Source organism: Streptomyces sp. TRM68416, assembly GCF_014596915.1.
Taxonomy (GTDB): domain Bacteria; phylum Actinomycetota; class Actinomycetes; order Streptomycetales; family Streptomycetaceae; genus Streptomyces.
This window is the reverse complement of record NZ_JACVWU010000001.1, coordinates 145,605-171,096: the sequence shown is the minus strand read 5'-3', so window position 1 is coordinate 171,096 and position 25,492 is coordinate 145,605. Positions and strand designations below refer to the sequence as shown.

Here is a 25,492-nt window from a genome sequence, read left to right as displayed (position 1 = left end):
TCCACTCTCCGGCGAGACGCACCGTCTTGTCAACCTGGTAAATTCGGTACATGACCGCTCAGAGGACCGCCCCCGACACCGCCCGCCGCAGCGAGAAGTCCCGCCGCGCCATCTACGACGCCGCCCTCGCGCTCGTCGGAGAGGTCGGCTACCCCAAGACCACCATCGAGGGCATCGCCGCCCGTGCCGGCGTCGGCAAGCAGACGATCTACCGGTGGTGGCCGTCGAAGGCGGACGTCCTGCTGGAGGCGTTCCTCGACCTGAGCGAGCAGGCCAGCAGGGCGACGGGGCAGGAGATGCCGTACGCCATCCCCGACACCGGGGACCTTGCCGCCGATATCAAGGGCGTGCTGCGGGCCACCGTCGACCAGATGTGCGATCCCAAGTTCGAAGTCCCTTCCCGGGCGCTGGCCGCCGAGGGCCTGGTCAACGAGGAACTCGGGCGGCGGTTCGTGGCCCAGCTCATGGAGCCCTCGCTCCAGCTCTACGTCGACCGGCTGCGCGCCGCCCAGGACGCCGGCGACGTACGCCCCGAGGTCGACCCGCGCATCGCCCTCGAACTCTTCGTCTCACCCCTCGCCCAGCGCTGGCTCCAGTACACGGGCCCCATCTCCTACGACTACACCGACACCCTCGTCGACTACGCCCTCCACGGCCTCGCTCCCCGCTGAGCAGCCGTCCGGTGGTCCGTTCCACGTGACCATGGCCACCCCGACCAGGTGGGTATATCCCGCTAAAGCATGCAATGACCCCTGATCCGGGTGCGCGCTGTGGCTCGTCCCACCTGCCCCTGTTGTCGGCTCCGGCCCCCCGGAGCGCAGGATGGTGGGACCATGAGGCATGCTGTTCCGCACGACAGCGAGGCGAGGGGATAGATGAGCGCGGAGTTCGGCGACCAAGGCCTGCAGGGCAGACTCTCCCGGTGGCTGCGTGGACGCCGCCCCCGGCAGACCGCCGACGACGGCGGCCGCGAAGACCTGCTGCTCGCCGCCGCGGCCGCGGGACTGCCGCTCGCGCCCGCCGCCCACCCCGCCGCCGGGTACCGCTGTTCCTGCGATCGCGTCGGCTGCCCCACGCCCGCCCGGCATCCGGTGTCCTTCGCCTGGCAGACGCAGTCCACCACCGACCGCGGGCAGATCGAGCGCTGGGCCCGGCACCAGCCGCAGGCCAATTTCATCACCGCGACCGGCATGGTGCACGACGTCCTCGACGTGCCCCTTGAGGCCGGGCGGGAGGCCCTGGAGCGGCTGCTCGCCGCCGGGATCGACGTCGGGCCCGTCGCCGAGAGCGACGACGGGCGGCTCCTCTTCTTCACCCTCACCCGCGGTACCCCCGAGGACGAGGACGAGTGGTGGCCGTGCGAACTGGACTGCCACCCCGAGACGATGGACGAGCATCCGGGGCTGCGCTGGCACTGCCGCGGCTCGTACGTCCTCGTCCCGCCCGCCCGCCTGCCCGGCGACGACGGGCAGACCGTGCACTGGGTACGCGGACTTGAGCATCCGCTGCCGGATCCGCTGACGTTGCTGGAGATCCTCACGGACGCCTGCGGCCGCTACGCCGGTCAGGAGCCCGACGGGGCGCACTCGGGTTGGCCTTTGCGTCGCTAGTGCGTGGCCGTGGGTTCGGCGTAGTGCTTCTGCGGGTTCGTCGTGGCTTGTCGCGCAGTTCCCCGCGCCCCTTCCCCTTCGGGACGCTTACTCGCCCTTCGCGCCGGTCAGACCCTCGATCCGGCCCAGGATCGACACCTGCCCCCGCACCGGGTTCAGCGCCACCTCGTTCGACACGAACTCCATCGTCAGCGACTGCTTGATCTCGCCCTTCGTCAGGGCCCGCACCGAGGAGTTCGGCGTGGGCACGGACGTGCCCGCCGCCGCGGTCTGCTTCTGGAAGTGGCGGGTGGTGAAGAAGACCAGCGCTCCGCCGTCCGCGGTGCGCAGTGCCACCGGCGCGTAGTCGCCCTCGGTGAGCGGCTCGTCGATGTACTGGGTGACCAGGCCCGGCTTCTTGGCGTTCTTCGCGCGCTTCTCCCGCCAGCCGGAGGTGTGGCTGCCGTCCGCGAAAACCTCCGAGCCGTCCTGGAGATAGCTCGTGTAGTCCTTGCTCAAGTCGGCCGGAGGGACGGCCAGTTCGGAGGAGTTCGGGTCTACGGCCTCGGCCCAGCCGTCCTCGTCCTTGCGGAACTCCGGCAGGTCGTCCGGCGCCACCAGCGTCAGGTACGCCGCCTCCCAGGGCTCGGCGAGCCCGTCTCGGGTGAACACCAGCAGCCAGCGCGAGTCGCCGCCCCGGTTGCCCTGGGCGTCGGCCAGGAACCAGCGCGGCCAGCCCGCCTTCTTGGGGATGGTGAACTCGGCGTCGGTGAACTCCAGCGGGCTGTGCGCCGCGTTGCCCTCCGGGCTGTTGGCCCGGCCCGCCTTCAGGCGCGCCTCGTCGATGTCACCGAGCGCGCCGGTGACATGGTCGGCGTCCAGGGAGCTGTCGTAGGCCTTGTCGGCGGCGTTGTACGCGGCCGTGAACTCCTTCAGGGCCTCGGCGGCCTCGGCCCGGGTGGTCGCGGGGATCAACTCCCGTTCCCCGTGCACCACCACGCATCCGCTCGCCGTCAACGACAAAGCGGTCACTGAGGCCGCTATCAGCACCCTCCGGTCAAGCCTGCGGAGTCTGCGATCCCTGCTCATCGGGTCCCTTCACCTACCCCTTCCCGGAGGCGAACCCTACCGGGGAGAGGAACAGCGCGAGCGCCGGGACCGGGTACAGCGGCCACACCGTGACCTGGCGGACGGTCGTCACGGGGAGGCCGACCCGGGGCACCGGCAGGTCGCATGGTGGTCAGAGGTTCCGGCGGGGGGTCACCAGGATCGTGTCCGCCCGCGGATGCGGCAGCACGTCGACCGGCTGGTCGTACACCTCCGACAGCAGTTCCTCGGAGAACACCTCGGCCGGCGGTCCGTCGGCCGAGATCCGGCCGACTCGCAGGATCGCGACGCGGTGCGCGTAGGCCGCCGCGAGCCCCAGGTCGTGCAGGACGACCACCACCGCGTCCCCGGCCCGCGCCCGCTCCCGGCACAGTCGCAGCACCAGCTCCTGGTGCTTGAGGTCCAGGGCGGCGGTCGGCTCGTCGAGCAGCAGCAGCGGGGCCCGCTGGGCGAGCACCCGGGCCAGCGCGACCCGGGCCCGCTCGCCGCCGCTGAGCGCGGAGAACGGGCGCGCCGCGAACCCGCCCACCTCGGTGGCGGCCATCGCCCCGGCAACGGCGTCGTCGTCGTCCTCCATCCCCAGAGCCGCCCAGGGCGCGCGGCCCATCCTGACGACCTCCTCCACCGAGAAGGGGAAGGAGAGCGCGGCGGCCTGCGGCAACACCGCCCGCCGCAGGGCGAGTTCGGGCGCGGACCACTGCGGCGCGGGCCGCCCATGAATCCGTACGACTCCCTCGGCGGCCGGGATGTCGGCGGCGAGGGCGCCGAGGAGCGTGGACTTGCCGGCGCCGTTGGGCCCGACGAGCGCGAGCACCTCACCTGCACGGACATCGACGTCCACCCCGCGCAGAACGTCTCGCCCACCGAGCCGGACACGGAGCCCTTCGGCCGCGGCCAGCACCTCTCCGGGCGCGGCGGGAGGCGGGGGAGTGGGACGGGGCCGGAGAAGTCTCATGACGGGGTCCTTGAGGCGGAAGGCTGAGGACAGTTCGCCACCGCCGACCAGCACCGCGGCGGCGGAGCACCGTTGCGGCGGAGAGGGAAGGGGGCGGCGGAGGAGGGAGGCGGGTGGAGGGGAGAGGGAGGCGGGTGGAGGAGAGAGGGGGGCGGAGGAAGGAAGCGGGTGGCGGAGAGAGAAGGGGCGGCGGAGGAAGGAGGCGGGGCGGAGAGGAGAGGGCGGACAGGGGCAGGGCGCGATGTAATCGGCGGCGAGGGCAACGGAGTTAGGGGCGCGGGGAACTGCGCGACCAGCCCCCACGCACCCGCAGACGGCATACGCACCCGCAGTCCGCAGTCCGCAGTCCGCACCCGCAGTCCGCATACGCACCCCCAGGCCGCATACCACCCCTTACGCCCACCCCCCTTGCCGCCGCCGCGTCCGCCGCAGCAGCCAGAAGAAGAACGGGCTGCCCAGCAGTGCCGTGAGGACGCCCAGGGGCAGCTCCGCCGGCGCGGCCAGCGTGCGGGAGGCGAGGTCCGCCGCCAGGAGGCAGACCGCCCCGAGCAGCGCAGCACCCGGCACCAGGAAGCGGTGCCCCGGCCCCGCCGCCATCCGGAGCAGGTGCGGGACGACCAGGCCGACGAAGCTGATGATGCCGGAGACGCTCACGGCGGCCGCGGTGAGGAGGGCGATGACGAACACGAGCGTGACGCGGAGGCGCTCGACCTCCACGCCCAGGTGCCGGGCGGGCCGTTCGCCGAGCGCCAGCAGGTCCAGGCGGCGGGCGTAGAGCGGCGCCACGGTGAGCCCGATCGCCGCGCACGGCAGTACCGCCAGCACCTTCGGCCAGGTCGCCTGGGAGAGCGAACCGAGCTGCCAGAAGGTGATCTGCTGGATGGCGGCGGCGTCCGCGAAGAACAGGAACAGCCCGATCAGCGCGCCCGCGAAGGCGTTCACGGCGATGCCGGTGAGGATCAGCGTCACGACCTCCGTACGGCCGCCGGACCGTGACATCACGTACACGAGCAGCACCGTCGCCAGGCCGGAGACGAACGCGGCGACCGAAACCGTCCAGTTCCCGAGGAAGTTGAGGCCGAGCGCGATGGAGGCGACCGCGCCCACCGCCGCGCCGGAGGAGATGCCGATGACGCCGGGCTCGGCGAGCGGATTGCCGAACACGCCCTGCATGAGCGCCCCGGCACACCCCAGCGAGGCGCCGATGAGCAGCGCGAGGACGATACGCGGGAAGCGGACGTTCCAGAGCACCGACTCCGCGACCCGGTCCAACTCCCGCCCGCCCGGCCCGATCCGGTGCTGCACGGAGGCGAGTACGTCACCGACCGGCACCGGATAGGCGCCGATGCCCGCCGCGACCGGCACCAGCACGAGCAGCGCGACGACCAGTCCGGCGGTCAGCAGCCAGGGGGTGGTGCGGCGAGGCCCGCGTACGGGGGTCTCCGTGGCGGGTGCGTCCCGCGCGGCCTTCTCCAACACCGTCACGCGGCACCGCCCTCATGGAGCGGGGCGAGCACAGCCGGCAGCGCTCCCGCCCGTCGTGTGCGCAAGCGTCGCACGGTCGGCCGTTCCTCTCCGCGCCCGTCTGACGTGCGCTTCTCCTTGTGCGTGGGTTGGGTTCACGCCCTGGCCCACCCAGTGGCTCGCCGAAGTTTAGGTTAGCCTTACCTTGCTTGGCTAGGAGGCGGCGTACGCAGGCGCCGCGCGCATGATGCTTCAATGCCCCCGTGAGTGACTACGACGTGCTCCGCGTCTTCTGCGGAGCGAACGGCGGCTACGGCAACGAACTCGGCGTCGTCCGCGAGGGATCGGTCATGCCCGAGCGCGCGGACCGGCAGGAGTTCGCCGCGAAGCTGGGGTTCAGCGAGACCGTGTTCGTGGACGACCCCGAGCGCGGGGTCATCGACATCTACACGCCCAGCGTGCGGCTGCCGTTCGCCGGTTCCCCCTGCGTCGGCGCCGCCTGGCTGCTCGACGTGCCCGAACTGGTCACGCAGGCCGGTGTGGTCGGGGCGCGGCAGGACGGGGAGTTCAGCTGGATCGAGGCGCGGGCGGAGTGGGCGCCGCCGATGACGTTCCGCCAGTACGCGACGGCCGCGGAGGTCGACGACCTGGCCGTACCGCCGCCGGGCGAGCGAAGCGAGATGGGGGTCCCCCCGGACGAAGTCTGGGGGAGGGTGTACGCCTGGGCCTGGGAGGACGAGCCGGCGGGCCGGATCAGGGCGCGCGGCTTTCCGGGCCGGGGTGACGGCGTCGACGAGGACGAGGCGACGGGGGCGGCGGCGCTGCTGCTGACCGACCGACTGGGCCGCGCCCTGAACATCACGCAGGGCGCGGGTTCGCAGATCCTGACGGCACCGCAGCCGGGGGGTTGGGTGGAGGTCGGCGGCAGGGTGTTCCTGGAGCGCTGACATCATCCAGCCCGTCCGGCGTTTGAGGGCAAGGCCGTTCAGGCCGGAGCGGGGGTCTGAGGGCGGTAGCCCCCAGTGGCGGTCACGCCGACAGGGGGAACTCTTCGCCCAGGGCATGGAAGACGCCCGTGTTCAGGGCGAACGCCTTCTTGCACTCGCTCACGATCCGCTTCTTCTCCAGGTCGTCCGCGCGCACCGCGTCCAGCAGTTCGCGGTAACTCCGCTTGAAGGCCGCCGGGTTGGTGATCTCCTCGAAGACGTAGAAGCGGACGCCGTCGCCCTTCTTCTCGAACCCCCAGGTCTTCTCCGCCTTGTCGCGGATGATCTGACCGCCGGACAGGTCGCCGAGGTAACGGGTGTAGTGGTGGGCGATGTACCCCGCCGGCCACTGCTCCGCGCACTCCCGCACCCGGTCCGCGTACGCCCGTGTCGCCGGCAGCGCGGTGACGCCCGCCCGCCACCCGGGCCCGCGCAGGTGCGCCAGATCCGCCTCCAGCGCGCGCAGCCGGAACAGCTCGGGCCGGATGAACGGCCCCGCCACCGGATCTGACGCCAGCCGCTCGACCCCGGTCTCAAGAGCCTCGTAGACGAACCACAGTTGCTCGGTGTAGCGCGCGTACGCGTCGACGCCGAGTCGGCCGCCGAGCAGGTCGCTCATGAACGTCGAGGTCTCCGCCTCCATGTGCTGCTCGTGGGACGCGGTGCGGATGACTGTCGAGAAGGAGTCCATGCAGCACATCCTTTAAGGTAAGGCTTACCTAAGTCAATAGGTTTCCCGACGCTCTGTCGGTAAAAGCGTACAAGAAAAGACCCGCCCCCAGCAGGGGGCGGGTCGCACGAGTGAGGGCGCTACGGCAGCGTCAGAATCTCCGCTCCCGACTCCGTCACCACCAGCGTGTGCTCGAACTGGGCCGTCCGCTTGCGGTCCTTGGTCACCACCGTCCAGCCGTCGTCCCACATGTCGTACTCGTGCGTGCCGAGCGTCAGCATCGGCTCGATGGTGAACGTCATGCCGGGCTGGATCACCGTCGTCGCGTGCGGGCTGTCGTAGTGCGGGATGATCAGGCCCGAGTGGAACGACGAGTTGATGCCGTGTCCCGTGAAGTCACGGACGACGCCGTAACCGAAGCGCTTGGCGTACGACTCGATGACGCGGCCGATGACATTGATCTGCCGGCCCGGCTTGACCGCCTTGATCGCGCGGGCGAGCGACTCGCGGGTGCGCTCCACCAGCAGCCGGCTCTCCTCGTCGACGTCCCCGACCAGGTACGTGGCGTTGTTGTCGCCGTGCACGCCGCCGATGTACGCCGTCACGTCGAGGTTGACGATGTCGCCGTCCCGGAGCACCGTCGAGTCCGGGATGCCGTGGCAGATCACCTCGTTGACACTCGTGCACAGGGACTTGGGGAAGCCGCGGTAGCCGAGCGTCGAGGGGTAGGCGCCGTGGTCGCACATGTACTCGTGCGCCACCTTGTCCAGCTCGTCGGTCGTGACGCCCGGCGCGATCAGCTTCGCGGCCTCCGCCATCGCCCGGGCCGCGATACGGCCCGCGACGCGCATCGCCTCCACGGTCTCCGGGGTCTGCACCTCCGGACCGGTGTACGGCGTCGGCGCGGGCTTGCCGACGTACTCGGGACGACGGATGTTTCCGGGCACGGAACGGGTGGGAGACAGCTCCCCTGGTACGAGCAGCGACTGGCCAGACATGCCAGCGAGTCTAACCAGCGGGCGTAGGGGAACATGTCGGTGGCGAGAGGAGCAGGTCATGGCCTTGTTCAAGAAGCGCACGGTCGGCAAGCCGGGCGAGTGGTACTACTGCCTGGAACACAAGAAGGTCGAGGAGGGTCCGGACTGCCCCGGCAAGGACCGCTTCGGCCCGTACGCCTCCCGCCGGGAGGCCGAGCAGGCGATGGAGACCGCCCGCGAGCGCAACCTCCAGTGGGAGAACGACCCCAAGTGGCACGACGCGCCGACGACGACCAGGGACGACGACTGATCAGGCCGGTGACGACGTCCGGGCCGATCGCGCTGGGCCCGGACACTCTTCGCGTGCTCGCTCGTCCGGGCGTCGTACGTCATCAGCTTCGGCAGGCACAGCGCCAGCAGCCCCACCGCGCCGACGCACAACAGCCCGCCCGACCACACCGACGCCCGCACCCCCCACCAGGCGGCGAAACCGCCCGACCTGACCTGGCCGAGGGTCGGGCCGACCGAGTACGACAGCAGCTCGATCCCGGCGAGCCGGCCGCGCAGCTCGTCCGGGATCGTCTGGTTCCACATGATCCCGCGGAAGATCCCGCTCACCATGTCGCAGCCCCCGGCCACGGTCAGGAACAGCAGCACCAGCCACACGTCGCCGACGACCCCCGCGGCCGCGATCGCCGCGCCCCACAGCGCCGCCGCCAGCACCACCATCCGCCCGTGCCGGTGGACCCGCGCCGTCCAGCCGCTGGTCACGCTCACCAGGAGCGACCCCAGCGGAATCGCCGCGTACATCAGGCCCAGCGACCACTCAGCGTCCATCTCGTCCGCCAGGAACGGCAGCAGCGCCAGCGGCATCGCCAGGAACATCGCCGCGAGGTCCACGGCGTAGGTGCCGAGCAGCTCCTTGCGGCCCCAGGCGTACTTCGCGCCCTCGGCGATCGCCCTCAGCGACGGCTTCGCCGCCTCGTGAGCGGCGGGCGAGGAGGCGATGGGCAGGATCAGGACGACCGAGAGGACGAAGGTGAGCAGGTCGGCCGCATACGCCCAGCCGAGTCCCGCGTACGCCACCACCAGGCCCGCCACGGCCGGGCCCGCCACCCCGCCGAGCGTCCAGCGGAAGCTGTTCAGGGAGGCCGCGGCCGGCAGGTGCTCGTGGGCGACGATCCGCGGCCAGAGTGAGTCGAGCGCCGGGCGCTGCACCGAGACGAGCGCCGAGGACAGGGCGGCGACCACGTACAGCGGCCACACGGCCGGGTTCGGCAGCAGCGCGTTCACCAGCAGCGCCGCGCTCAGCAGCCCCTGCCCCGCCTCCGTCCACACGATCAGCGCGCGCTTGTCGAGCGCGTCGGCGAGGGCACCGCCGTACAGCCCGAAGACGATCAGCGGCAGCAGCTCCACCGCGCCGATCGCCCCGACGGCCGCCGCGGAGCCGGTCAGCTCCTTGATCTGCACCGGCAGCGCCACGAACGTCAGGAAGCTGCCGAAGTTGGAGATCAGCCCCGACAGCCACAGCCGCCGGAAGTCGGCGGAGGCCCGCCAGGGCGTGAGGTCGGGAAGCAGGCCACGGGGAGTCACGAGCAGCCATGGTCGACAGAGGCGGGAGCTCGGGGCAACTGCTTTTCGGTGGGGAGGGGAGATCCCGCGGGCCGGGCGGCTGGGGCAGCGCCCTAGGCGGGCGGGGGTCGGAGGTGCGCTGAGGCCGGAGGCACGCGGGGGCCGGAGGCACGCGGGGGCCGAGGTGCGCGGCGGACGGAGGGGCGCGGGGCCGAGGTGCGTGGCGGACGGGGGCACGCGGGGGCCGAGGCGTGTGGCGGCCGGAGGTGCGCAGAGGTCTGAGGCGTGTGGCGGCCGGAGGTGCGCAGAGGTCTGAGGCGTGTGGCGGCCGGTGGCGTGTGGCGGCCGAGTGCGTGGCAGTCGACGGTGTTCGGGGGTCGGCGCGCGAAGGTCACCAGCGTGGCGGTGGTGGTGCCGTCAGGTGGTCGGCCAGGGCCGACAGGCGGTCGCGGAAGCGGCGGGGCGCCCGCGGGGAGGGAACCGAGTTCTCCCCGGCCGCCGCGCTCACCAGGTGCTGCACGGTGTCGAGGTCGAGGTCCGTGCCCTCCGGTACCGGCAGTGAGTCGTGGGCCATCGCCGCCAGCTCGCCCTCGCCGGGGCCGAGTGCCAGGACCGTCACTCCGGCCCGCCGGGCGTCGTGCACCCGCTCCAGCAGACGCGCCTCCGTCGCCTCCGGTGAGACCACCAGCAGCGTCTCGCCCCGCCGCGCCGCCGCCAACCGCCCCGGCCCGACCGCCAGATGGGCCGGATCGGAGGCCCGCGCGTCGTGCCGGACCAGCGTCGGGACCAGCTCCGGCGTCCCCGACCACGCGGCCTCGTCCACCAGATGCGCCGCGAGATGCCACGGCTCGTAGTCGGCGGTGCCGACGAGCAGCAGGCCGCCGCCGTGCGCGACCACCGAGCCCCGCAGGGCACCCGCGAACCGCCGCGTGGCCCCCAACCACTCGGTCCCGGCCAGCACTTCACGCAGCAACGCCACCCGTACGGCATCCATGCGACCGCATCCTGCCGCAATCCGTCACCCGGAGCGGGCGGTTCAGCCTGAATTCGCCCGACCTGGGCAACCGCCGCCCCGGCACCCGTGGGCGGACCGTCCCCCGACCGGCAGGGGTGGGCGGGGCGGACGTACAGTCGGCCCATGACCTCTAGCGACAGTGCTGCACAGAAGGCCCCCGCCAAGGACCCCTGGGACCTCCCCGACGTCTCCGGGCTCGTCGTCGGCGTGCTCGGCGGGACCGGCCCGCAGGGCAAGGGCCTGGCCTACCGGCTCGCCAAGGCCGGCCAGAAGGTGATCATCGGCTCGCGGGCCGCGGACCGCGCGCAGGCCGCTGCCGAGGAACTCGGCCACGGAGTCGAGGGCGCCGACAACGCCGAGACCGCCCGCCGCAGCGACATCGTCATCGTCGCCGTACCGTGGGAGGGCCACGGCAAGACGCTGGAGTCGCTGCGCGAGGAACTGGCCGGGAAGCTCGTCGTCGACTGCGTCAACCCGCTCGGCTTCGACAAGAAGGGCGCCTACGCCCTCAAGCCGGAGGAGGGCAGCGCGGCCGAGCAGGCGGCGGCCCTGCTCCCGGACTCCCGGGTCACCGCCGCCTTCCACCACCTGTCCGCGGTGCTGCTCCAGGACCCGGAGATCGACGAGATCGACACCGACGTGATGGTCCTCGGCGAGGTTCGCGCCGACGTCGAGATCGTCCAGGCGCTCGCCGGACGTATCCCCGGCATGCGCGGCATCTTCGCCGGCCGGCTGCGCAACGCCCACCAGGTCGAGTCCCTGGTCGCCAACCTGATCTCGGTGAACCGCCGCTACAAGGCGCACGCGGGACTCCGCATCACGGACGTATGAGGGGATGGGGGACACTGGGAAGGCACCAGTGTCCCCCGACAGGAGAAAGTCCCCATGCCGCGCCTCGCCCTCTACGCCCTCGTCGTCTGCGTCCTCGCCGTCGCGGCCGCCGTCGTCTCCTTCGCGCAGGGCAGCCTGCTGGGGATCGTCTGGGTGCTGCTCGCGGGGCTGTCGTCCAACATGTGCTGGTACTACGTGAAGCGCGAGAAGATGCGCCGGTCGTCCGTCACGGGCTGACCGAGCAGTAGGAGTCGGCCTCGCGCCAGAAGCGAAAGAGGTCGTAGCCGCAGTACGTCTCCGCCTCGCTGATCCCGAGGCCGCGCAGGATCGCGTCGACCATGTCGAAGAAGACACCGTTCACCGCCGGCAGCCACAGCAGCGCGAACACGAACAGCAGGCCGAACGGCGCGAACGGCTCCACCTGGCGCCGGACGCTGTACGACAGCCAGGGCTCGACCACGCCGTAGCCGTCCAGGCCGGGCACCGGCAGGAAGTTCAGGATCGCCGCCGTGACCTGGAGCAGGGCGAGGAAGGCGAGCGCGAACCGGAAGTGCGCGGGGACGCCGTCGAGCGCGTCGAGCCAGAACGGCGCGGTGCACACGATCGCGAACAGCACGTTCGTGAGCGGACCGGCCGCCGAGATCAGACTGTGCTTCCACCGCCCCTGGATCCGCCCGCGCTCGATGAACACGGCACCACCGGGCAGACCGATCCCGCCCATGATCACGAAGAGCACCGGGAGCACGATGCTCAGCAGCGCATGGGTATAAGCGAGAGGATTGAGGCTCAAGTAACCCTTCGCGCCGATGGAGATGTCTCCGCTGTGCAGGGCCGTGCGCGCGTGCGCGTACTCGTGCAGGCACAGGGAGATCACCCAGGCCGAGGTGACGAAGAGGAACACGGCAAGCCCGGGGGATGATGCGAAGTCTGTCCACACCGCCCACCCGGTGACCGCCGCGATGGCAGTGATCCCGAGGAAGACAGGGCTGATCCGCTGTTCGCTCGTTCGAGAGGCGGTGGTCATGGGTGAGGTTCTCCTGGTGCATAGCGGCCCAGCCGGGGGCTTCGGCGTGATGGTCAGCGTACGGACGACATCTCAAAGCCGCGACTGTCCGAGCGACTTCGCAAGGCGCTCCCGGAAGTCTTCGGGGATTTCCAGAAGGGGACCGCCGCGGTCTCGGGGGTGACATCTGGCTGTGACGCCGGCGTGGATCAGATCCTCGCCGAGCGCAGTGACTTCCATACTCGTCCACCGTTCGGCGAAGGTGGTCCCAAGCGGCTCGAACCGCCAGTGATCCCCGTTGGCATCACATGAAGGAGTGTTCGGAGCGGGCTCCTCGCGGGCGCTTTGGACGTACACACGACGAGTGACAGGTAGATCGCCGACTGCCTCGACCAGCCGACGCAGCACGGGGGTGACGATTTCCTCGTCGGGCAGGAACACATAGCCGGGGCACGCGGGGGAGCCGATTCGTGCAAGGCAGCGGACCTTCTCGGTGACCCGGTACGTCCCGTCCTTACGTCGCTTCCGGGTCGTGTGGAGCTGAAGGTTCTTGCCGCAGCCTCCGCACTTGATCACGCCGAGAAGCGGGGTCCTCGGTGTTGTGGAGCGCTTGCCGACCGGGGAGGCGGAACGGGTCAGGGCATCCTGAAGGGTGTCGAAGACATCTTGATCCAGCACTGCTTCGGCTACACGCACAGGGGCCCCGCTGGCGTCGTGCACCAGGACGCGCCGCCTGTACTTCTTGCCCGGGACGTCCTCACTGCGCGTCTTCCAGCCCAGCAGGGTGGGCGAGGTGAGGATTCCCTTCAGCGTGCGGGGGTACCAGACGAAGTCCTTTCCGGACTTGTTCCGTTGATACGTGTCCGCGGGAGACGGGAGCCCTCGTTCTTCGAAGTCTCGGCATATGGCATTGACCGGCTCGCCGTCGATGACGCGTCGAGCGGCTTCACGGACGACGTCTGCCGTCTCCGGATTGATCTCCAGGTAGCGTGCACCCTCCTTCGCGTAGGTGCGATATCCGAAAGGTGGTGAACCGCCACCCCATCGTGTGGACGTGAGCAGGTGTGCGCGCGATGACGCGACTCTTTCCGCGGCGGCGCGGGATTCCATCTGCGCGAATGTGGCGATCATGGTGGCCGTCCCCCTCCCTGTCGGACTCGTGAGATCGAACGGTTCGGTGGCGGAAACCAGCGCTTTGCCACCGTGACTCTGAGCCCACTGGATCATCCGGTGCAGGTCACCGACTCGGCGAACGAACCGATCGAGTCGCCAGAAGACGATGACATCGAAGTCCGGTGCACGGTCATCGAGCCACCGGGACAGTTCTGGACGCTCCCACGGCGGCACCGCGGTGGCCGAGACTGAGACATCTGCGGCAACACCGACGATCTCCCAACCGCGCTGCTCGCAGAACGACTTGCACGCTTCGAGTTGCCGCTCAGGGCTGGTCGTCGAGTCGGTCTGGACGGTCAATCGGATGGTGATGAGGGCCCGCGACGGTCGTTCCATGATCCGACGGTAGCGTGTTTGTATCTAACAAATTGAGAGTTAGGTAAACCCATGTGATATCTCGTCGGCTACAGGTGCGGAGCCCTTTGGGCGGGGTCGAAGGGGCAGCAGCCTCTGGAGGAGGGCACGGGCAGGGGCGGCCGGGCGAGGACAACCCTTGTACGCCCCCCTGTCGGCAACCTGTCGGCGGCTGTCGGACGGCTGTCGGTGGTTTGTCGGTCGGGAATGGAACCGTCGGGGACATGACGCGAATCGACATGAACCCCAGGGCCGGCGCGGGCAGCGCCGTCACCGTGCGGGGGCTGGTCAAGCACTACGGCGAGACCAAGGCGCTGGACGGCGTCGATCTGGACGTACGGGAGGGCACCGTGATGGGGGTGCTCGGACCGAACGGGGCCGGGAAGACCACCCTCGTCCGGATTCTGTCCACCCTGCTCACCCCGGACGCCGGCGAGGCGGTCGTCGCCGGGTACGACGTCGTCCGGCAGCCCCGGCACCTGCGCCGGGTGATCGGGCTGACCGGCCAGTACGCCTCCGTGGACGAGAAGCTCCCCGGCTGGGAGAACCTGTACCTCATCGGACGGCTCCTCGACCTGTCGAGGAAGGACGCCCGGGCCCGCGCCGACGAGCTGCTGGAGCGGTTCTCGCTCACCGACGCCGCCAAGCGGCCGGCGGGCACGTACTCCGGCGGCATGCGGCGCCGGCTCGACCTCGCCGCCTCGATGATCGGCCGCCCCGCCGTCCTCTTCCTCGACGAGCCCACCACCGGCCTCGACCCGCGCACCCGCAACGAGGTGTGGGCCGAGGTCAAGACCATGGTCGGCGGCGGAGTCACCGTCCTGCTCACCACCCAGTACATGGAGGAGGCCGAGCAGCTCGCCTCCGAGCTGACCGTGGTGGACCGCGGCCAGGTCATCGCCAAGGGCGGCATCGACGAGCTGAAGGGGAAGGTGGGCGGACGGACCCTGCGCGTACGGCCGGCCGATCCGCTTCAGCTGCGCCCGCTCGCCGCCTTCCTCGACGACCTCGGCATCACCGGTCTCGCCGCCACCACCGTGGACACCGAACGGGACTCCCTGCTGGTGCCGGTCCTCAGCGACGAGCAGCTCACGGCCGTCGTCGCCGCGATCACCACGCGCGGCGTCACCCTGTCCTCCGTCACCACCGAACTCCCCAGCCTGGACGAGGTGTTCCTGTCCCTCACCGGCCACCGTGCCAGTGCCCCGCAGGACACCGCGCCCGCCGACACCCGCGAGGAGGTCGCCGCGTGAGCACCGCGACGACAACCGCCACCCCCACCCCCACCCCCACCGACGTCCGTATTCCGCTGCGGTCGCACCTGCGGCACACCGGGGCGCTCGTCCGCCGCAACCTCCTGTGGGTCCGGCAGAACCCGGAGTCGATGTTCGACGCCATCCTGATGCCGATCGTCTTCACCCTGCTGTTCGTGTACGTCTTCGGCGGCTCGATCGGTCAGGCGCTGGGCGGTGGACAGGACGAGTACGTCCAGTACGTCGTGCCGGGCATGATGGCCATGATGGGCATGAGCATGGCCATGGCGGTCGGGACCGGCTTCAACCAGGACTTCAACTCCGGTGTCATGGACCGCTTCCGCTCCCTGCCGATCGGCCGCGGCTCGGTGCTCTTCGCGAAGATCTCGGTGGAGCTGCTGCGCATGCTGGTGGCGATCGTGATCATGCTGGTCGTCGGTGTCCTGGTCGGCTTCGACATCACCGACTGGGGCGGCCTGCTGGCGGCCGTGGCGCTGGCCGCCGTGTTCGGTTCGGCCCTGATGTGGGTGTTCCTCACTCTCGGCGTGGTGCTGCAGAACGCCCAGTCCGTGCAGGCCATGGGCTTCCTGGTGCTGATGCCGCTGCAGTTCGGCTCGTCGATCTTCGCGCCGACCGACGCGATGCCGGGCTGGCTGCAGAGCTTCACCGACTACAACCCGCTGTCCTCGCTGGCGGACGCCGCGCGCGGGCTGATGGCGGGCGGCCCGGTCGCGCACGACCTGTGGGTGACGCTCGCCTGGTCGGTGGGGCTCACGGCGGTGATGGGGCCGATCGCGATCCACAAGTTCCGCACCAAGAGCTGACCCCCGTGCGGTCACACCAGGGCGGCCGCCTCCTTCGTGGTGAGGCGGCCGCCCTCGGCGTAGGCGGACTCGTAGGCCTCGTCGTCGAGTTCGGCGCGCACCGCGGCCACCGCCCGTCGGCGTCCCTCGCGCTCCAGGCGCGAGCGCAGATGCGCCGGGGGCAGGGCCGCGTCGGCGGCCCCGAGGCAGCGGGCGGCGTCGCGGGCGTCGCTACCGACCAGGGCCAGCGCGGCGATCACCAGGAACGACGAGGCCAGTTGCGGTGCCATGGCCCGGGTCAGCGGGTCGTCGGCATGCACCATGCCGCGCCGGATCTTCTCCCGGGCCTCCGCGTGCAGACCCTCGCAGGTGTCCAGCCAGGCCTCCCCCGAGAGGATGAACGCGTCGAAGACGACGAAGTAGGCGATCGTGAAGTCCCGGCGTAGCAGCCGGAGGTGCTCGCGCGCCTCGGCGATGCGGCCGGTGAGGCCGAGCCATCCGGCGAGGATCATCCGGCAGAACGGCATCGCCTCGTTGTGGCCGCCGTCCAGGCTGGCGAGCACCTCGCGCAGCAGCCGCTCGCCCCGCTCCTCCTCGCCGGCCTCCAGCAGCGCGGAGGCCAGCCGCGCGGACAGGACGGCCTGGTGGGCGCGGGCGTCGAGCTGCTTGGCGTGTTCGATGGCCGCCTCGTAGTCGGCGGCGGCCTTGAGGTAGGCGCCCTTGCGCTCGTAGGACTCGGCGCGTGCGGAGAGCGCTTCGGCGGTTCCCCACAAGTCACCGAGACGCCGGTAGATCTCCAGGGACTCGTCGGCGTCCCGGAAGGTGTCGTCCGCAAGGTCGGGCCGGTTGGACATGAGGTTGGCGCGCATCTGGAGGGTGGCGGCCAGCTCCCACTCGAAGCCGTCCGGGGCCTGCCGGCAGGTCTTCACGGCGGCGTCCATCATCGTGTCCAACCGGTCCATCGCGCCGGACAGCATGACGGCGTAGAGAGCGAGCATGCCGGGGCTGCGGCAGGTCTGCGGGAGTCCCGGTTCGTACACCTCGGTGATGACGCGCAGTTTCCGCTGGGCCTCCGGGGTCTGCCAGGCCTCCATTTCGGTGTCCATGCAGGACATGTGCAGCAGGTGGACGCCCCGCCGCGCCTCCCGCAGCACCTCGCCGGTGTACGGGGGCGGCTCCTCGGTGCAGCGCTGCCAGACCGGCCCGGCCGGGACGACGGGCTCGGTGAAGGGGTCGGGGCCGAGTGCCATGACCTCCTTGCACCAGTTGCGGCAGTCGATGCGCAGGGCCCGCAGCTGCCCGTACCAGCCCAGGGAGAGCACCAGGGCCAGCGCCTCCTGCTCGTCGCGTGCGGCGAGGGCGTGCCGGAGGGCGGTGCGCAGGTTCTCGTACTCGCGCTGGAACCGTTCCACGGCGGCGAGTTGGCCGGGGCCGCGCAGTAACGGGTCGGTGGTGCGGGCGAGTTCGCGGTAGTACGTCAGATGCGCGCGCTCGGTCCCGGGGCGCTGCCCGGACTCGTCGAGCCGTTCGCCCGCGTACTCGGCGACGGTCTCCAGCAGCCGGTAGCGCATCTCGCCGTCGCCCGAAGGGGCGGCCACGACAAGGGACTTGTCGACGAGGGAGCCGAGCGCTTCCAGGGCGGCGGGCCCGCACACGGCCTCGGCGGCGGTGAGGTCGCAGCCGCCCGCGAACACCGACAGCCGGCTCAGCACCTCGCGTTCGTCCTCGTCGAGCAGGCCCCAGGACCAGTCCACGACGGCCCGCAGCGTCTGCTGGCGGGGCAGGACGGTACGGCTGCCGGAGGTGAGGAGGCGGAAGCGGTCGTCGAGCCGGTCGGCGATCTGCCGGGGCGTGAGCATGCGCAGCCGGGCGGCGGCCAGTTCGATGGCCAGGGGCAGGCCGTCGAGGCGGCGGCAGATCTCCGCGCACGCCTCGGGGTCGTCGTCGGTGCGGAAGCCGGGCCGGGCGGCGGCCCCGCGGTCGGCGAGCAGCAGCAGCGCGTACGGCTGCGGCAGTGGTTCCACGGGCCGCAGTACCTCCCCCGGCACGCCGAGGGGTTCGCGGCTGGTCGCGAGCACGGTGACGTCGGGGCAGCGGGCGAGCAGTTCCTCGGCGAGGCGGGCGGCGGCCTCGACGACGTGCTCGCAGTTGTCGAGGACGATCAGCATGCGGCGTCGGCCGCAGTGCTCGACGAGGCGGTCGACGGGGTCGTCGTTGCGGTCGCCGACACTGCGCACCTGCTCGGCTCCGGCGCCGTAGAGGACGGTCTCGCGTCCACCGACGGCGGTGAGCACCGCCTCCGGTACGGCGTCCGGGCCGTCGACGGGGGCGAGTTCGGCCAGCCAGATCCCGTCCGGAGCGGTGTCCCGCACCGCCTCGGCGGCCTCCTGCGACAGCCGGGTCTTCCCGGCCCCGCCCGGTCCGAGCAGCGTCACCAGCCGGGCCGCGGCGAGGTCACCGCGGATGGCCTCGATGTCCGCCTTCCGGCCGACGAAGGAGGTGAGACGGGCGCGGAGGTTGCCCGGCGGCGCGGCGGCCGGGGCGGGTCTGCGCTCCTTCGGCTCCAGCAACTCGCCGTGCAGTGCCCGCAGTTCGGGCCCCGGGTCGGAGCCGAGCCGGTCGGCGAGCAGGCGTCGTACGGCGTCGTAGGCGGCCAGTGCCTCGGCCGGGCGGCCCGCGTCGCGCAGGGCGCGCAACCGCAGGACCTGGAGCGGTTCGTCCAGGGGATGGGCGTCGCACAGGGCGGCCAGCTCCGGCAGCGCCCGTTCGGCCTGGCCGAGGGCGAGGGCGGCGGCGTGCCGGGCGCGCAGCGCGTCCAGACGCCGGGCCTCCCAGCGGGCCGCCTCGGCGGTGCGGTCGGGGAGATCGGCGAGGGCGGGACCGTGCCACAGGGACAGCGCGTCGTCGAGGACACCGGCGGCCTTGGCGGGGTCTGCGTCGGCGAGGGCGCGGGTGCCGTCGGCGGTGAGCCGCTCGAAGCGGTGCAGGTCCACGGCGTCGGGGACGGCGGCGAGACGGTAACCGCCGTCCACGGATTCGACCGCCTCCGCTCCGAGAGCCCTGCGCAGCCTGCCCACGAGCGCCTGCAGCGCGCCCGGCGCGTCGGCGGGCGGATCACCGTCCCAGACCTCGTCCACGAGCGTCTGCGCGAGGACGGTACGGCCGGGCCGCAGGGCGAGCACGGTCAGCAGAGCACGCAGGCGCGCCCCGCCGACCGGGACGGGGGCGCCGTCGGTCCGGAACGCCTGTGTGGTGCCGAGGATGCGATAGCGCACGGGGTCCATTCTCACCCGCCCCCCACCCCGGAGGCACACGCCCCCGGACTCCGACCTCTGTCTACCCGCCACCCGTTGCCGGTCGGCCAAGAGGTGAAGCTCCCAGCCCACCGACGTTGCCCACCCACCACCCGTTTACGGTCGGCCAAGAGGTGAACCCTTCACCCCACCGAGTCGGGCGGTGGGTGGGCAAAGGCCGGGGGCCCGGGGGCGGAGCCCCCAGGGACGGGACGGGTAGGGGCGGCGGGGGCGAGGGAAGAACAACGGCAGCCCGCCGACGGGGGAAATCGGCGGGCTGCCTCTGTGCCGCATTGGCTCTAGTGGACGGAGTGCTCCTCAAGAGGGAACGTTCCGCCGACGACATCCTCCGCAAACGCCTTCGCCGCGTCGCCCATGACGGCACGGAGATCGGCGTACTGCTTCACGAACTTCGGCACCCGCCCCCCGGTCAGCCCGAGCATGTCCGTCCAGACCAGGACCTGCGCATCCGTGGCGGCCCCGGCCCCGATCCCCACCGTGGGAATGTGCAGCACCCGCGTCACCTCGGCCGCCAGCTCCGCCGGAACCAGCTCCAGGACGACCGCGAACGCCCCCGCGTCCTGGACCGCCTTCGCGTCCCGCAGCAACTGCGCGGCCGCCTCCTCGCCACGCCCCTGCACGCGGTACCCCATCGCGTTCACGGACTGCGGCGTCAGCCCGATGTGGGCCATCACCGGGATCCCGGACTCCACCAGCAGCCGGATCTGGTCGTACGACCGCTCGCCGCCCTCCAGCTTCACGGCCTGCACCCCGGCCTCCTTCACCAGCCGGGTCGCCGACCGCAGCGCCTGCACGGGACCCTCCTGGTAGGACCCGAAGGGCAGGTCGCCGACGATCAGGGCGCGCGAGGTGCCCCGTACGACGGCCGCGGACAGCATGGTCATCTGGTCGAGGGTGACGGGCACGGTCGACTCGTACCCGAGGTGGCAGTTGCCCGCCGAGTCGCCGACGAGCATGACCGGGATCCCGGCCTCGTCGAAGACGGACGCGGTCATCGCGTCGTACGCGGTGAGCATGGGCCACTTCTCGCCCCGCTCCTTGGCGGCGGCGATGTCGCGAACGGTGATGCGGCGGGTGCCCTTCCCCCCGTACAGCGCCTTGCTGCCGTCGGAGGTGGTCTGCTTCGCCTGGGCGTCCTGCGGGCTCTGGGCAGCCGAAAGCTGCGTCATGGCAACGGCTCCTTACGTCATCTCGAGGCGCCCTGACGGCGTCCCCGGATCCCCTCCATGGTGGCACCTCGTGCCAGCCGAGGCCAGAGGACCCCCGTCACGTCGAGCGGAACCCGAGCGGACGTACGAGCCGGCAGCAGAATCCGGACGCAAGAGGCGGCAGCACAATCCGGACGTAAGAGCCCGGTAAAGAATTACGATACGAGTCGGTCTCGTATCGTAAATTGCCTACGCTTGCCCGCATGGCTTCCACCTCCGCCCCGCCCGCTCCCCGGATACCCGAGGCGGTGCACCGCCGCCGCTGGGCCATCCTCGGTGTCCTGATGCTCAGCCTGCTGATCATCGTCCTGGACAACTCGATCCTGAACGTCGCCATCAAGACGATCTCGACCCCCGCCCCGACCGGCCTCGGCGCCACGCAGAGCGAGCTGGAGTGGGCGATCAACTCCTACACCCTCGTCTTCGCCGGCCTGCTGCTCAGCGCCGGCCTCCTCGGCGACCGGCTCGGCCGCAAGAAGGCCCTGCTCGGCGGTCTCGTCGTCTTCGGCATCGGCTCCGCGCTGGCCGCCTTCGCCGGTTCGCCGGGCGAGCTCATCGCCTTCCGTGCCGTCATGGGCCTGGGCGGCGCCTTCGTGATGCCCGCCACCCTCGCCGTCCTCATGCACGTCTTCGAGCGCGACGAACAGCCCAAGGCCATCGGCATCTGGGCCGGCGGCGTCGGCCTCGCCATCGCCATCGGCCCGGTCACCGGCGGTGTCCTCCTCGACCACTTCTGGTGGGGCTCCGTCTTCCTCATCAACGTCCCGATCGTCGCCCTCGCCCTCGTGCTGATGCTGTGGCTGGTGCCCGACTCCCGCGACCCCAACCCCGGCCGGGTCGACCCCGTCGGCGTGGTCCTGTCCGTCGTGGGCCTCGTCCTGCTGGTCTACGGCATCATCCGGGGCGGCGAACTGGCCGACTTCACGGACGTCACCGTGGTCGCGGCGATCGCCGCCGGACTGGCCGTCCTCGTCGCCTTCGTCCTCTTCGAGAAGCGCAGCGACCACCCCTCCGTCGACGTGAGGTACTTCCGCGACAAGGTCTTCTCGGCCGCGATCGCCGCCATCGCGCTGGTCTTCTTCGCGCTGATGGGCGTGACGTTCTTCTCGGTCTTCTACACCCAGAGCGTGCGCGGCTACTCGCCCCTGGAGACCGGCCTGCTGATGCTCCCGCTCGCCGCCGCCCAGATGATCTTCGCCCCGCGTGCCCGCCTGCTCGTCGACCGTTTCGGCAACCGCGCCACCACCACCGTCGGCATGCTGCTCCTCGCCGCCACGCTGGCCGCCTTCGCCGGGCTCGACACGGACACCCCGATCTGGCTCCTGGAAGTGATCTTCTTCCTGATGGGCACCGCCATGGCGCACATCATGACCCCGGTCAGCGTCGTCATCATGCAGTCCCTGCCCCGGGAGAAGGCCGGTTCCGCCTCCGCCCTCAGCAACACCTTCCGCCAGGTCGGCGGGGCGCTGGGGGTCGCGGTCCTCGGCTCGGTCCTGTCGACGGCGTACCGCGGGGCGATCGAGGACGACCTCACCGCCCTGCCCCCGGACCTCCGCCACACCGCCGGCGAATCCATCGAAGCCACTCTCGGCATCGCCGAGAAGCTCGGTCCGACCGGCCGTCCCCTCATCGCCGCGGCCGACGACGCCTTCCTGCACGCCATGCACATGACGGCCCTGTGGGGGGCGGGCACGGCGGTCGTCGGCGCCGTGGTCGTAGCCCTGTTCCTGCCGGGCAGACAGGCGCCCCGCCAGGAGCAGGGGGAACGGTCCGAGCAAGCCCCACCGGCCCGCGGACGTGGACAATCGCCTCAGCCCACAGAAGGACCGAAGGACACGTGAACCTCGCCGACGCACCCGAGAAGACAGAGGGCCCCCCGAGGGGCCGCCCCCGCAGCGAGGCCGTGGAGCGTGCCATCGTCGAGGGCGTCATGAAACTCCTGGAGGACGGCGTCCCCCTCGCCGAGCTCTCCATCGAGCGCATCGCCCGCACCGCCGGCGTCGGCAAGGCCACCATCTACCGCCGCTGGAGCGGCAAGGAGGAACTCTTCGTCGACATCGTCCGCAGCACCGAACCGGACGACCCCGAACTCCCCGGCACCTCGATGCGCGACGACCTCGTGGTGCTCCTGGAGTCGCTGCGCAGGCGCGGACTGGCCAGCCGTTCGTCGGCGATGCTGCACAACGTCTACGTCCAGATGAAGAGCAGCCCGAAGCTCTGGGCCGCGTACCACAGCAGCGTCGTCGCACCCCGTAGGCGGCTCAGCCTGGACGTCCTGCGCCGCGGCCGGGAGAACGGCGAACTGCGCCCGGACGTCGACCTCGAACTGGTCAACGACCTGTTCGTGGGCCCCATGCTGCTGCGTGCCGTCATGCGCCCGGACATCGACCTCCCCGAGGACCTGGCCGAACAGATCGTCGACACGGTGCTCGCGGGCCTACGACCCGTCAGCTCACCGTCCGTCAGTTCTCCGCCCCCGTAGCGTTCATGTGCGCGTTTCGTCACAGAGGGCGCTTTCCGACCCCGTATCCGGAACTCGCAAAGCCGACTTGTTCGTCCTCGTGCCAGTACGGCCGCCATGGGGCGGCAGGAAGAGAACCGATCATCCCCTAGGGTCGTAGGCCTCGGGGGGACGATGGTGTGCACGGCAGGCAGTGAGGCGACGGTATGGCGCAGCAGGCGTACATGACGGAGACGGACAACGGCGGCTCGGGGTCCGAGCGTCGGGGAAACCGCTTCCGGCGCCTGCTGGAGCGGCTGGTCGCGGGCTGGCGCGGGGATCCGAGAATCTGGCGCCGGGGGATCGTCGTCGCCGCGCTCGCGGTGGTCCTCGCCCTGGTGATGCTGCTGCACGCGCAGATCCCGAACCGGATCGGCAACCTCGGCAGCCTCACCGAGACCTTCCTGCCCTGGCTGGGCGCCTTCATCCCGCTGCTGCTCCTGCTGGCCCTGGTCCGCAGGTCCGCGACCGCGCTGATCGCGGTGCTGCTGCCGGCGACGGTGTGGCTGAACCTCTTCGGCGGGCTCGTCAGCGACAAGACCGCCCCGGGCGGCGACCTCACGGTCGCCACGCACAACGTCAACGCCGAGAACCCGGACCCGGCCGGCACCGCCCGTGACGTGGCCGCCTCCGGCGCGGACGTGCTGGCGCTGGAGGAGCTGACCGCGTCGGCGGTGCCGGTGTACGAGCGGGCGCTGGCGTCGACGTACAAGTACCACTCGGTGCAGGGCACGGTCGGGCTGTGGAGCAAGTACCCGCTCAGCGGGGTCAGGGCCGTCGACATCGAGCTGGGCTGGACCCGGGCCATGCGCGCGGCGGTGGCCACGCCGGCCGGGCAGGTCGCGGTGTACGTCGCCCACCTGCCGTCGGTGCGGGTGAAGATGGAGGCCGGGTTCACCGCCCGGCAGCGCGACAAGAGCGCCGACGCCCTCGGTGAGGCCATCGCCGACGAGAAGCTGCCGCACAGCGTGCTGCTCGGCGACCTGAACGGCACGATGAACGACCGCGCGCTGAACGCCGTCACCTCCCAGATGCGCTCCACGCAGGGCGCGGCGGGCAGCGGGTTCGGGTTCAGCTGGCCGGCGTCGTTCCCGATGGCGCGGATCGACCAGATCCTGGTGAAGGGCATCGAGCCGGTGAGCTCGTGGACGCTGCCGGAGACCGGGAGCGACCATCTGCCGCTCGCCGCGCGTGTGAAAGTCGACACATCGGCGTCGTAAAGCCCCTGGCAACCCGCTCTTAACCTCGGGGAATACTGCACCTGAGAGGCTTTGTTCCGTACGTGAACATAAGATGTACGGAACTCCGCTCCTCGAAAGGCACAGGCCCCCTCCATGCCCCTGGCCCTGCTCGCCCTGGCCGTCGGCGCCTTCGGCATCGGCACCACCGAGTTCGTGATGATGGGCCTGCTGCCCGACGTCGCCGACGACCTCGGCATCTCGATCCCGACCGCCGGCCACCTGGTCTCGGCCTACGCCCTCGGCGTCGTCATCGGCGCCCCCCTCCTCGCGGCCGTCACGGCCCGGCTGCCCCGCCGCCGGGTCCTGATCGCCCTGATGGCGCTGTTCGTGGCCGGCAACGCCCTGTCGGCCCTCGCCCCCGACCACGGCTGGCTGCTCGCCGCCCGCTTCCTCAGCGGCCTGCCGCACGGCGCCTTCTTCGGCGTCGGCGCGGTCGTCGCCACGAGCATGGTCCCGCCGGAGCGCAAGGCCCGCTCGGTCTCCCTGATGTTCCTCGGCCTGACCGTCGCCAACGTCATCGGCGTCCCCGCCGCCACGCTCATGGGCCAGCACCTGGGCTGGCGTGCCACCTTCCTCGCCGTCAGCGCCATCGGCGTCGCCGCGATCGCCTCGCTCACCTTGCTGATCCCGCACGACGACACCCACACCCCGGCCACCGGCCTGCGCGGCGAACTCGCCGCCCTCCGGTCCCTCCCGGTCTGGCTGGCCCTCGGCACCACGGTGGCCGGCTTCGGCGCGCTCTTCGCCGCGTACAGCTACATCACCCCGATGCTCACCGACGCCGCCGGCTACGCCGACGCCAGCGTGACCCTGCTCCTCGCGCTGTTCGGCGTCGGCGCCACGGCGGGCAACCTGCTCGGCGGCCGCCTCGCCGACCACGCCATGCGGGCCACGCTCTTCTCCGGCCTGGCCTCACTGGCGCTGATCCTCGCCCTGTTCCCGCTGCTGATGCAGACGGCCTGGAGCGCAGCCCTCGCGGTCGTCCTCCTCGGCACCGCGGCCTTCGTCACCGGCTCCCCCCTCCAGCTGATGGTCATGGAGAAGGCCTCCACGGCCCCCTCCCTGGCCTCCTCCGCCAACCAGGCCGCCTTCAACCTCGCCAACGCCGGCGGCGCCTGGATCGGCGGCCTCGCCCTGGCGGCCGGCTTCGGCGTCACCTCCCCGGCGGTCGCCGGCGCCGCCCTGGCCGTACTCGGCCTGGCGGTCGCCACGGCGGCGTACGCCGTGGACCGCCGCGGCACCGCCCCGCGGACCGGCCGGGAACTACTGGTCACGGGTCACGTACCGCAGGAGGCGGAGCCGGTACGGGGCTGACGACGGCCGGCACCGAAGCCGGGCCCCGGCGGTCGGCGACGCCGGGGCCGGGACGCGCGGCTGGTGGTGAGGGCCCGGAAGGACTGGGGGTGCACCCTTGGTGCCCGGAGCCCCCGCCCGAAGCACTAAAAGTGCCCGAAGTGCCCGGAACCGCCGCCACCCG

Annotated in this window: 22 protein-coding genes and 2 pseudogenes; 12 read left to right on the top strand and 12 right to left on the bottom strand. The window is 71.4% G+C overall.

Annotation, left to right across the window (positions count from 1 at the left end):
• Positions 1-50 precede the first annotated feature (50 nt).
• Positions 51-671: a TetR/AcrR family transcriptional regulator gene (locus ICC28_RS00745; RefSeq protein WP_188286364.1), complete on the top strand. Its 621-nt coding sequence runs from the start codon at positions 51-53 to the stop codon at positions 669-671.
• 204 nt (positions 672-875) lie between these two features.
• The gene (locus ICC28_RS00740; protein WP_188286363.1) at positions 876-1,610 is read left to right on the top strand and encodes a bifunctional DNA primase/polymerase; all 735 of its coding nucleotides are present in this window, start codon (positions 876-878) and stop codon (positions 1,608-1,610) included.
• An 87-nt stretch (positions 1,611-1,697) separates the two neighbouring features.
• Here ICC28_RS00740 and ICC28_RS00735 read toward each other — a convergent pair whose 3' ends face one another.
• The 4 genes and pseudogenes from ICC28_RS00735 to ICC28_RS00720 form a co-directional block, all read right to left on the bottom strand.
• Positions 1,698-2,678 carry a hypothetical protein gene (locus ICC28_RS00735; RefSeq protein ID WP_188286362.1) on the bottom strand — a complete coding sequence of 327 codons (981 nt, stop codon included), beginning with the start codon at positions 2,676-2,678 and terminating at the stop codon, positions 1,698-1,700.
• Positions 2,679-2,691: 13 nt separating this feature from the next.
• Positions 2,692-2,793 (bottom strand): annotated as a pseudogene (locus tag ICC28_RS00730) (iron transporter); the annotation flags it as partial.
• A gap of 36 nt (positions 2,794-2,829) precedes the next feature.
• Positions 2,830-3,651, bottom strand: coding sequence for a heme ABC transporter ATP-binding protein (locus ICC28_RS00725; protein ID WP_188286361.1), 822 nt, complete (start codon positions 3,649-3,651; stop codon positions 2,830-2,832).
• A 393-nt stretch (positions 3,652-4,044) separates the two neighbouring features.
• Complete coding sequence (locus ICC28_RS00720) at positions 4,045-5,130, bottom strand: FecCD family ABC transporter permease (RefSeq protein ID WP_411158564.1); 1,086 nt, start codon at positions 5,128-5,130, stop codon at positions 4,045-4,047.
• A 248-nt stretch (positions 5,131-5,378) separates the two neighbouring features.
• Between ICC28_RS00720 and ICC28_RS00715 the strand changes: the two genes are divergently transcribed.
• Complete coding sequence (locus ICC28_RS00715) at positions 5,379-6,062, top strand: PhzF family phenazine biosynthesis protein (protein WP_188286360.1); 684 nt, start codon at positions 5,379-5,381, stop codon at positions 6,060-6,062.
• An 82-nt stretch (positions 6,063-6,144) separates the two neighbouring features.
• On the opposite strand, the gene ICC28_RS00710 is transcribed toward ICC28_RS00715, so the two are convergent.
• Both ICC28_RS00710 and map read right to left on the bottom strand, forming a co-directional pair.
• Positions 6,145-6,792 carry a heme oxygenase (biliverdin-producing) gene (locus ICC28_RS00710; RefSeq protein ID WP_188286359.1) on the bottom strand — a complete coding sequence of 216 codons (648 nt, stop codon included), beginning with the start codon at positions 6,790-6,792 and terminating at the stop codon, positions 6,145-6,147.
• 119 nt (positions 6,793-6,911) lie between these two features.
• On the bottom strand, positions 6,912-7,769 hold the full coding sequence (map, locus tag ICC28_RS00705; protein ID WP_188286358.1) for a type I methionyl aminopeptidase: 858 nt from the start codon (positions 7,767-7,769) through the stop codon (positions 6,912-6,914).
• A 58-nt stretch (positions 7,770-7,827) separates the two neighbouring features.
• On the opposite strand from map, the gene ICC28_RS41210 reads away from it, so the two are divergent.
• Positions 7,828-8,058 carry a hypothetical protein gene (locus tag ICC28_RS41210; RefSeq protein WP_282702224.1) on the top strand — a complete coding sequence of 77 codons (231 nt, stop codon included), beginning with the start codon at positions 7,828-7,830 and terminating at the stop codon, positions 8,056-8,058.
• A 29-nt stretch (positions 8,059-8,087) separates the two neighbouring features.
• On the opposite strand, the pseudogene ICC28_RS00700 reads toward ICC28_RS41210, so the two are convergent.
• Both ICC28_RS00700 and ICC28_RS00695 read right to left on the bottom strand, forming a co-directional pair.
• A pseudogene (locus tag ICC28_RS00700) lies at positions 8,088-9,341 on the bottom strand (MFS transporter); the annotation flags it as partial.
• A 370-nt stretch (positions 9,342-9,711) separates the two neighbouring features.
• Positions 9,712-10,314 carry a hypothetical protein gene (locus ICC28_RS00695; protein WP_188286357.1) on the bottom strand — a complete coding sequence of 201 codons (603 nt, stop codon included), beginning with the start codon at positions 10,312-10,314 and terminating at the stop codon, positions 9,712-9,714.
• Between the two features lie 144 nt (positions 10,315-10,458).
• Here ICC28_RS00695 and npdG point away from each other — a divergent pair, with 144 nt between their 5' ends.
• Positions 10,459-11,166: an NADPH-dependent F420 reductase gene (gene npdG, locus ICC28_RS00690; protein WP_188286356.1), complete on the top strand. Its 708-nt coding sequence runs from the start codon at positions 10,459-10,461 to the stop codon at positions 11,164-11,166.
• A gap of 54 nt (positions 11,167-11,220) precedes the next feature.
• Positions 11,221-11,403, top strand: a complete 183-nt coding sequence (locus tag ICC28_RS00685; RefSeq protein WP_188286355.1) for a hypothetical protein — start codon at positions 11,221-11,223, stop codon at positions 11,401-11,403.
• Here the strand turns inward: ICC28_RS00685 and ICC28_RS00680 are convergent.
• Positions 11,393-12,190, bottom strand: coding sequence for a site-2 protease family protein (locus ICC28_RS00680; RefSeq protein ID WP_188286354.1), 798 nt, complete (start codon positions 12,188-12,190; stop codon positions 11,393-11,395). The genes ICC28_RS00685 and ICC28_RS00680 overlap by 11 nt on opposite strands.
• Positions 12,191-12,262: 72 nt before the next feature.
• On the bottom strand, positions 12,263-13,678 hold the full coding sequence (locus ICC28_RS00675; RefSeq protein ID WP_188286353.1) for a recombinase family protein: 1,416 nt from the start codon (positions 13,676-13,678) through the stop codon (positions 12,263-12,265).
• Positions 13,679-13,920: 242 nt separating this feature from the next.
• Here ICC28_RS00675 and ICC28_RS00670 point away from each other — a divergent pair, with 242 nt between their 5' ends.
• Together ICC28_RS00670 and ICC28_RS00665 are read left to right on the top strand one after the other, a co-directional pair.
• Positions 13,921-14,949 carry an ATP-binding cassette domain-containing protein gene (locus ICC28_RS00670; RefSeq protein WP_188286352.1) on the top strand — a complete coding sequence of 343 codons (1,029 nt, stop codon included), beginning with the start codon at positions 13,921-13,923 and terminating at the stop codon, positions 14,947-14,949.
• Complete coding sequence (locus ICC28_RS00665) at positions 14,946-15,773, top strand: ABC transporter permease (RefSeq protein WP_282702226.1); 828 nt, start codon at positions 14,946-14,948, stop codon at positions 15,771-15,773. Before ICC28_RS00670 ends, ICC28_RS00665 begins: the two co-directional genes overlap by 4 nt.
• Positions 15,774-15,784: 11 nt before the next feature.
• Here the strand turns inward: ICC28_RS00665 and ICC28_RS00660 are convergent, their stop codons facing one another.
• Complete coding sequence (locus ICC28_RS00660) at positions 15,785-19,036, bottom strand: BTAD domain-containing putative transcriptional regulator (protein WP_188286802.1); 3,252 nt, start codon at positions 19,034-19,036, stop codon at positions 15,785-15,787.
• A gap of 308 nt (positions 19,037-19,344) precedes the next feature.
• On the bottom strand, positions 19,345-20,235 hold the full coding sequence (panB, locus tag ICC28_RS00655) for a 3-methyl-2-oxobutanoate hydroxymethyltransferase (RefSeq protein ID WP_188286351.1): 891 nt from the start codon (positions 20,233-20,235) through the stop codon (positions 19,345-19,347).
• Positions 20,236-20,477: 242 nt separating this feature from the next.
• On the opposite strand from panB, the gene ICC28_RS00650 reads away from it, so the two are divergent.
• The 4 genes from ICC28_RS00650 (at position 20,478) to ICC28_RS00635 (ending at position 25,329) form a co-directional block, all read left to right on the top strand.
• Positions 20,478-22,115, top strand: a complete 1,638-nt coding sequence (locus tag ICC28_RS00650; RefSeq protein WP_188286350.1) for an MFS transporter — start codon at positions 20,478-20,480, stop codon at positions 22,113-22,115.
• The gene (locus tag ICC28_RS00645; RefSeq protein WP_188286349.1) at positions 22,112-22,756 is read left to right on the top strand and encodes a TetR/AcrR family transcriptional regulator; all 645 of its coding nucleotides are present in this window, start codon (positions 22,112-22,114) and stop codon (positions 22,754-22,756) included. Before ICC28_RS00650 ends, ICC28_RS00645 begins: the two co-directional genes overlap by 4 nt.
• 185 nt (positions 22,757-22,941) lie before the next feature.
• Positions 22,942-23,994 carry an endonuclease/exonuclease/phosphatase family protein gene (locus ICC28_RS00640; RefSeq protein WP_188286348.1) on the top strand — a complete coding sequence of 351 codons (1,053 nt, stop codon included), beginning with the start codon at positions 22,942-22,944 and terminating at the stop codon, positions 23,992-23,994.
• 114 nt (positions 23,995-24,108) lie between these two features.
• A complete protein-coding gene (locus tag ICC28_RS00635; protein WP_188286347.1) occupies positions 24,109-25,329 on the top strand; it encodes an MFS transporter in 1,221 nt (406 codons plus the stop codon).
• The last annotated feature ends 163 nt before the right edge of the window (positions 25,330-25,492 follow it).

Coding starts and splice junctions, on each gene's coding strand:
- ICC28_RS00735 (WP_188286362.1), bottom strand. CDS start 2,678: ATGAGCAGGGATCGCAGACTCCGCAGGCTTGACCGGAGGGTGCTGATA.
- ICC28_RS00680 (WP_188286354.1), bottom strand. CDS start 12,190: ATGACCACCGCCTCTCGAACGAGCGAACAGCGGATCAGCCCTGTCTTC.
- npdG (WP_188286356.1), top strand. CDS start 10,459: ATGACCTCTAGCGACAGTGCTGCACAGAAGGCCCCCGCCAAGGACCCC.
- ICC28_RS00660 (WP_188286802.1), bottom strand. CDS start 19,036: ATGGACCCCGTGCGCTATCGCATCCTCGGCACCACACAGGCGTTCCGG.
- ICC28_RS00710 (WP_188286359.1), bottom strand. CDS start 6,792: ATGGACTCCTTCTCGACAGTCATCCGCACCGCGTCCCACGAGCAGCAC.
- map (WP_188286358.1), bottom strand. CDS start 7,769: ATGTCTGGCCAGTCGCTGCTCGTACCAGGGGAGCTGTCTCCCACCCGT.
- ICC28_RS00640 (WP_188286348.1), top strand. CDS start 22,942: ATGGCGCAGCAGGCGTACATGACGGAGACGGACAACGGCGGCTCGGGG.
- panB (WP_188286351.1), bottom strand. CDS start 20,235: ATGACGCAGCTTTCGGCTGCCCAGAGCCCGCAGGACGCCCAGGCGAAG.
- ICC28_RS41210 (WP_282702224.1), top strand. CDS start 7,828: ATGGCCTTGTTCAAGAAGCGCACGGTCGGCAAGCCGGGCGAGTGGTAC.
- ICC28_RS00685 (WP_188286355.1), top strand. CDS start 11,221: ATGCCGCGCCTCGCCCTCTACGCCCTCGTCGTCTGCGTCCTCGCCGTC.
- ICC28_RS00740 (WP_188286363.1), top strand. CDS start 876: ATGAGCGCGGAGTTCGGCGACCAAGGCCTGCAGGGCAGACTCTCCCGG.
- ICC28_RS00670 (WP_188286352.1), top strand. CDS start 13,921: ATGACGCGAATCGACATGAACCCCAGGGCCGGCGCGGGCAGCGCCGTC.
- ICC28_RS00635 (WP_188286347.1), top strand. CDS start 24,109: ATGCCCCTGGCCCTGCTCGCCCTGGCCGTCGGCGCCTTCGGCATCGGC.
- ICC28_RS00675 (WP_188286353.1), bottom strand. CDS start 13,678: ATGGAACGACCGTCGCGGGCCCTCATCACCATCCGATTGACCGTCCAG.
- ICC28_RS00695 (WP_188286357.1), bottom strand. CDS start 10,314: ATGGATGCCGTACGGGTGGCGTTGCTGCGTGAAGTGCTGGCCGGGACC.
- ICC28_RS00650 (WP_188286350.1), top strand. CDS start 20,478: ATGGCTTCCACCTCCGCCCCGCCCGCTCCCCGGATACCCGAGGCGGTG.
- ICC28_RS00725 (WP_188286361.1), bottom strand. CDS start 3,651: ATGAGACTTCTCCGGCCCCGTCCCACTCCCCCGCCTCCCGCCGCGCCC.
- ICC28_RS00745 (WP_188286364.1), top strand. CDS start 51: ATGACCGCTCAGAGGACCGCCCCCGACACCGCCCGCCGCAGCGAGAAG.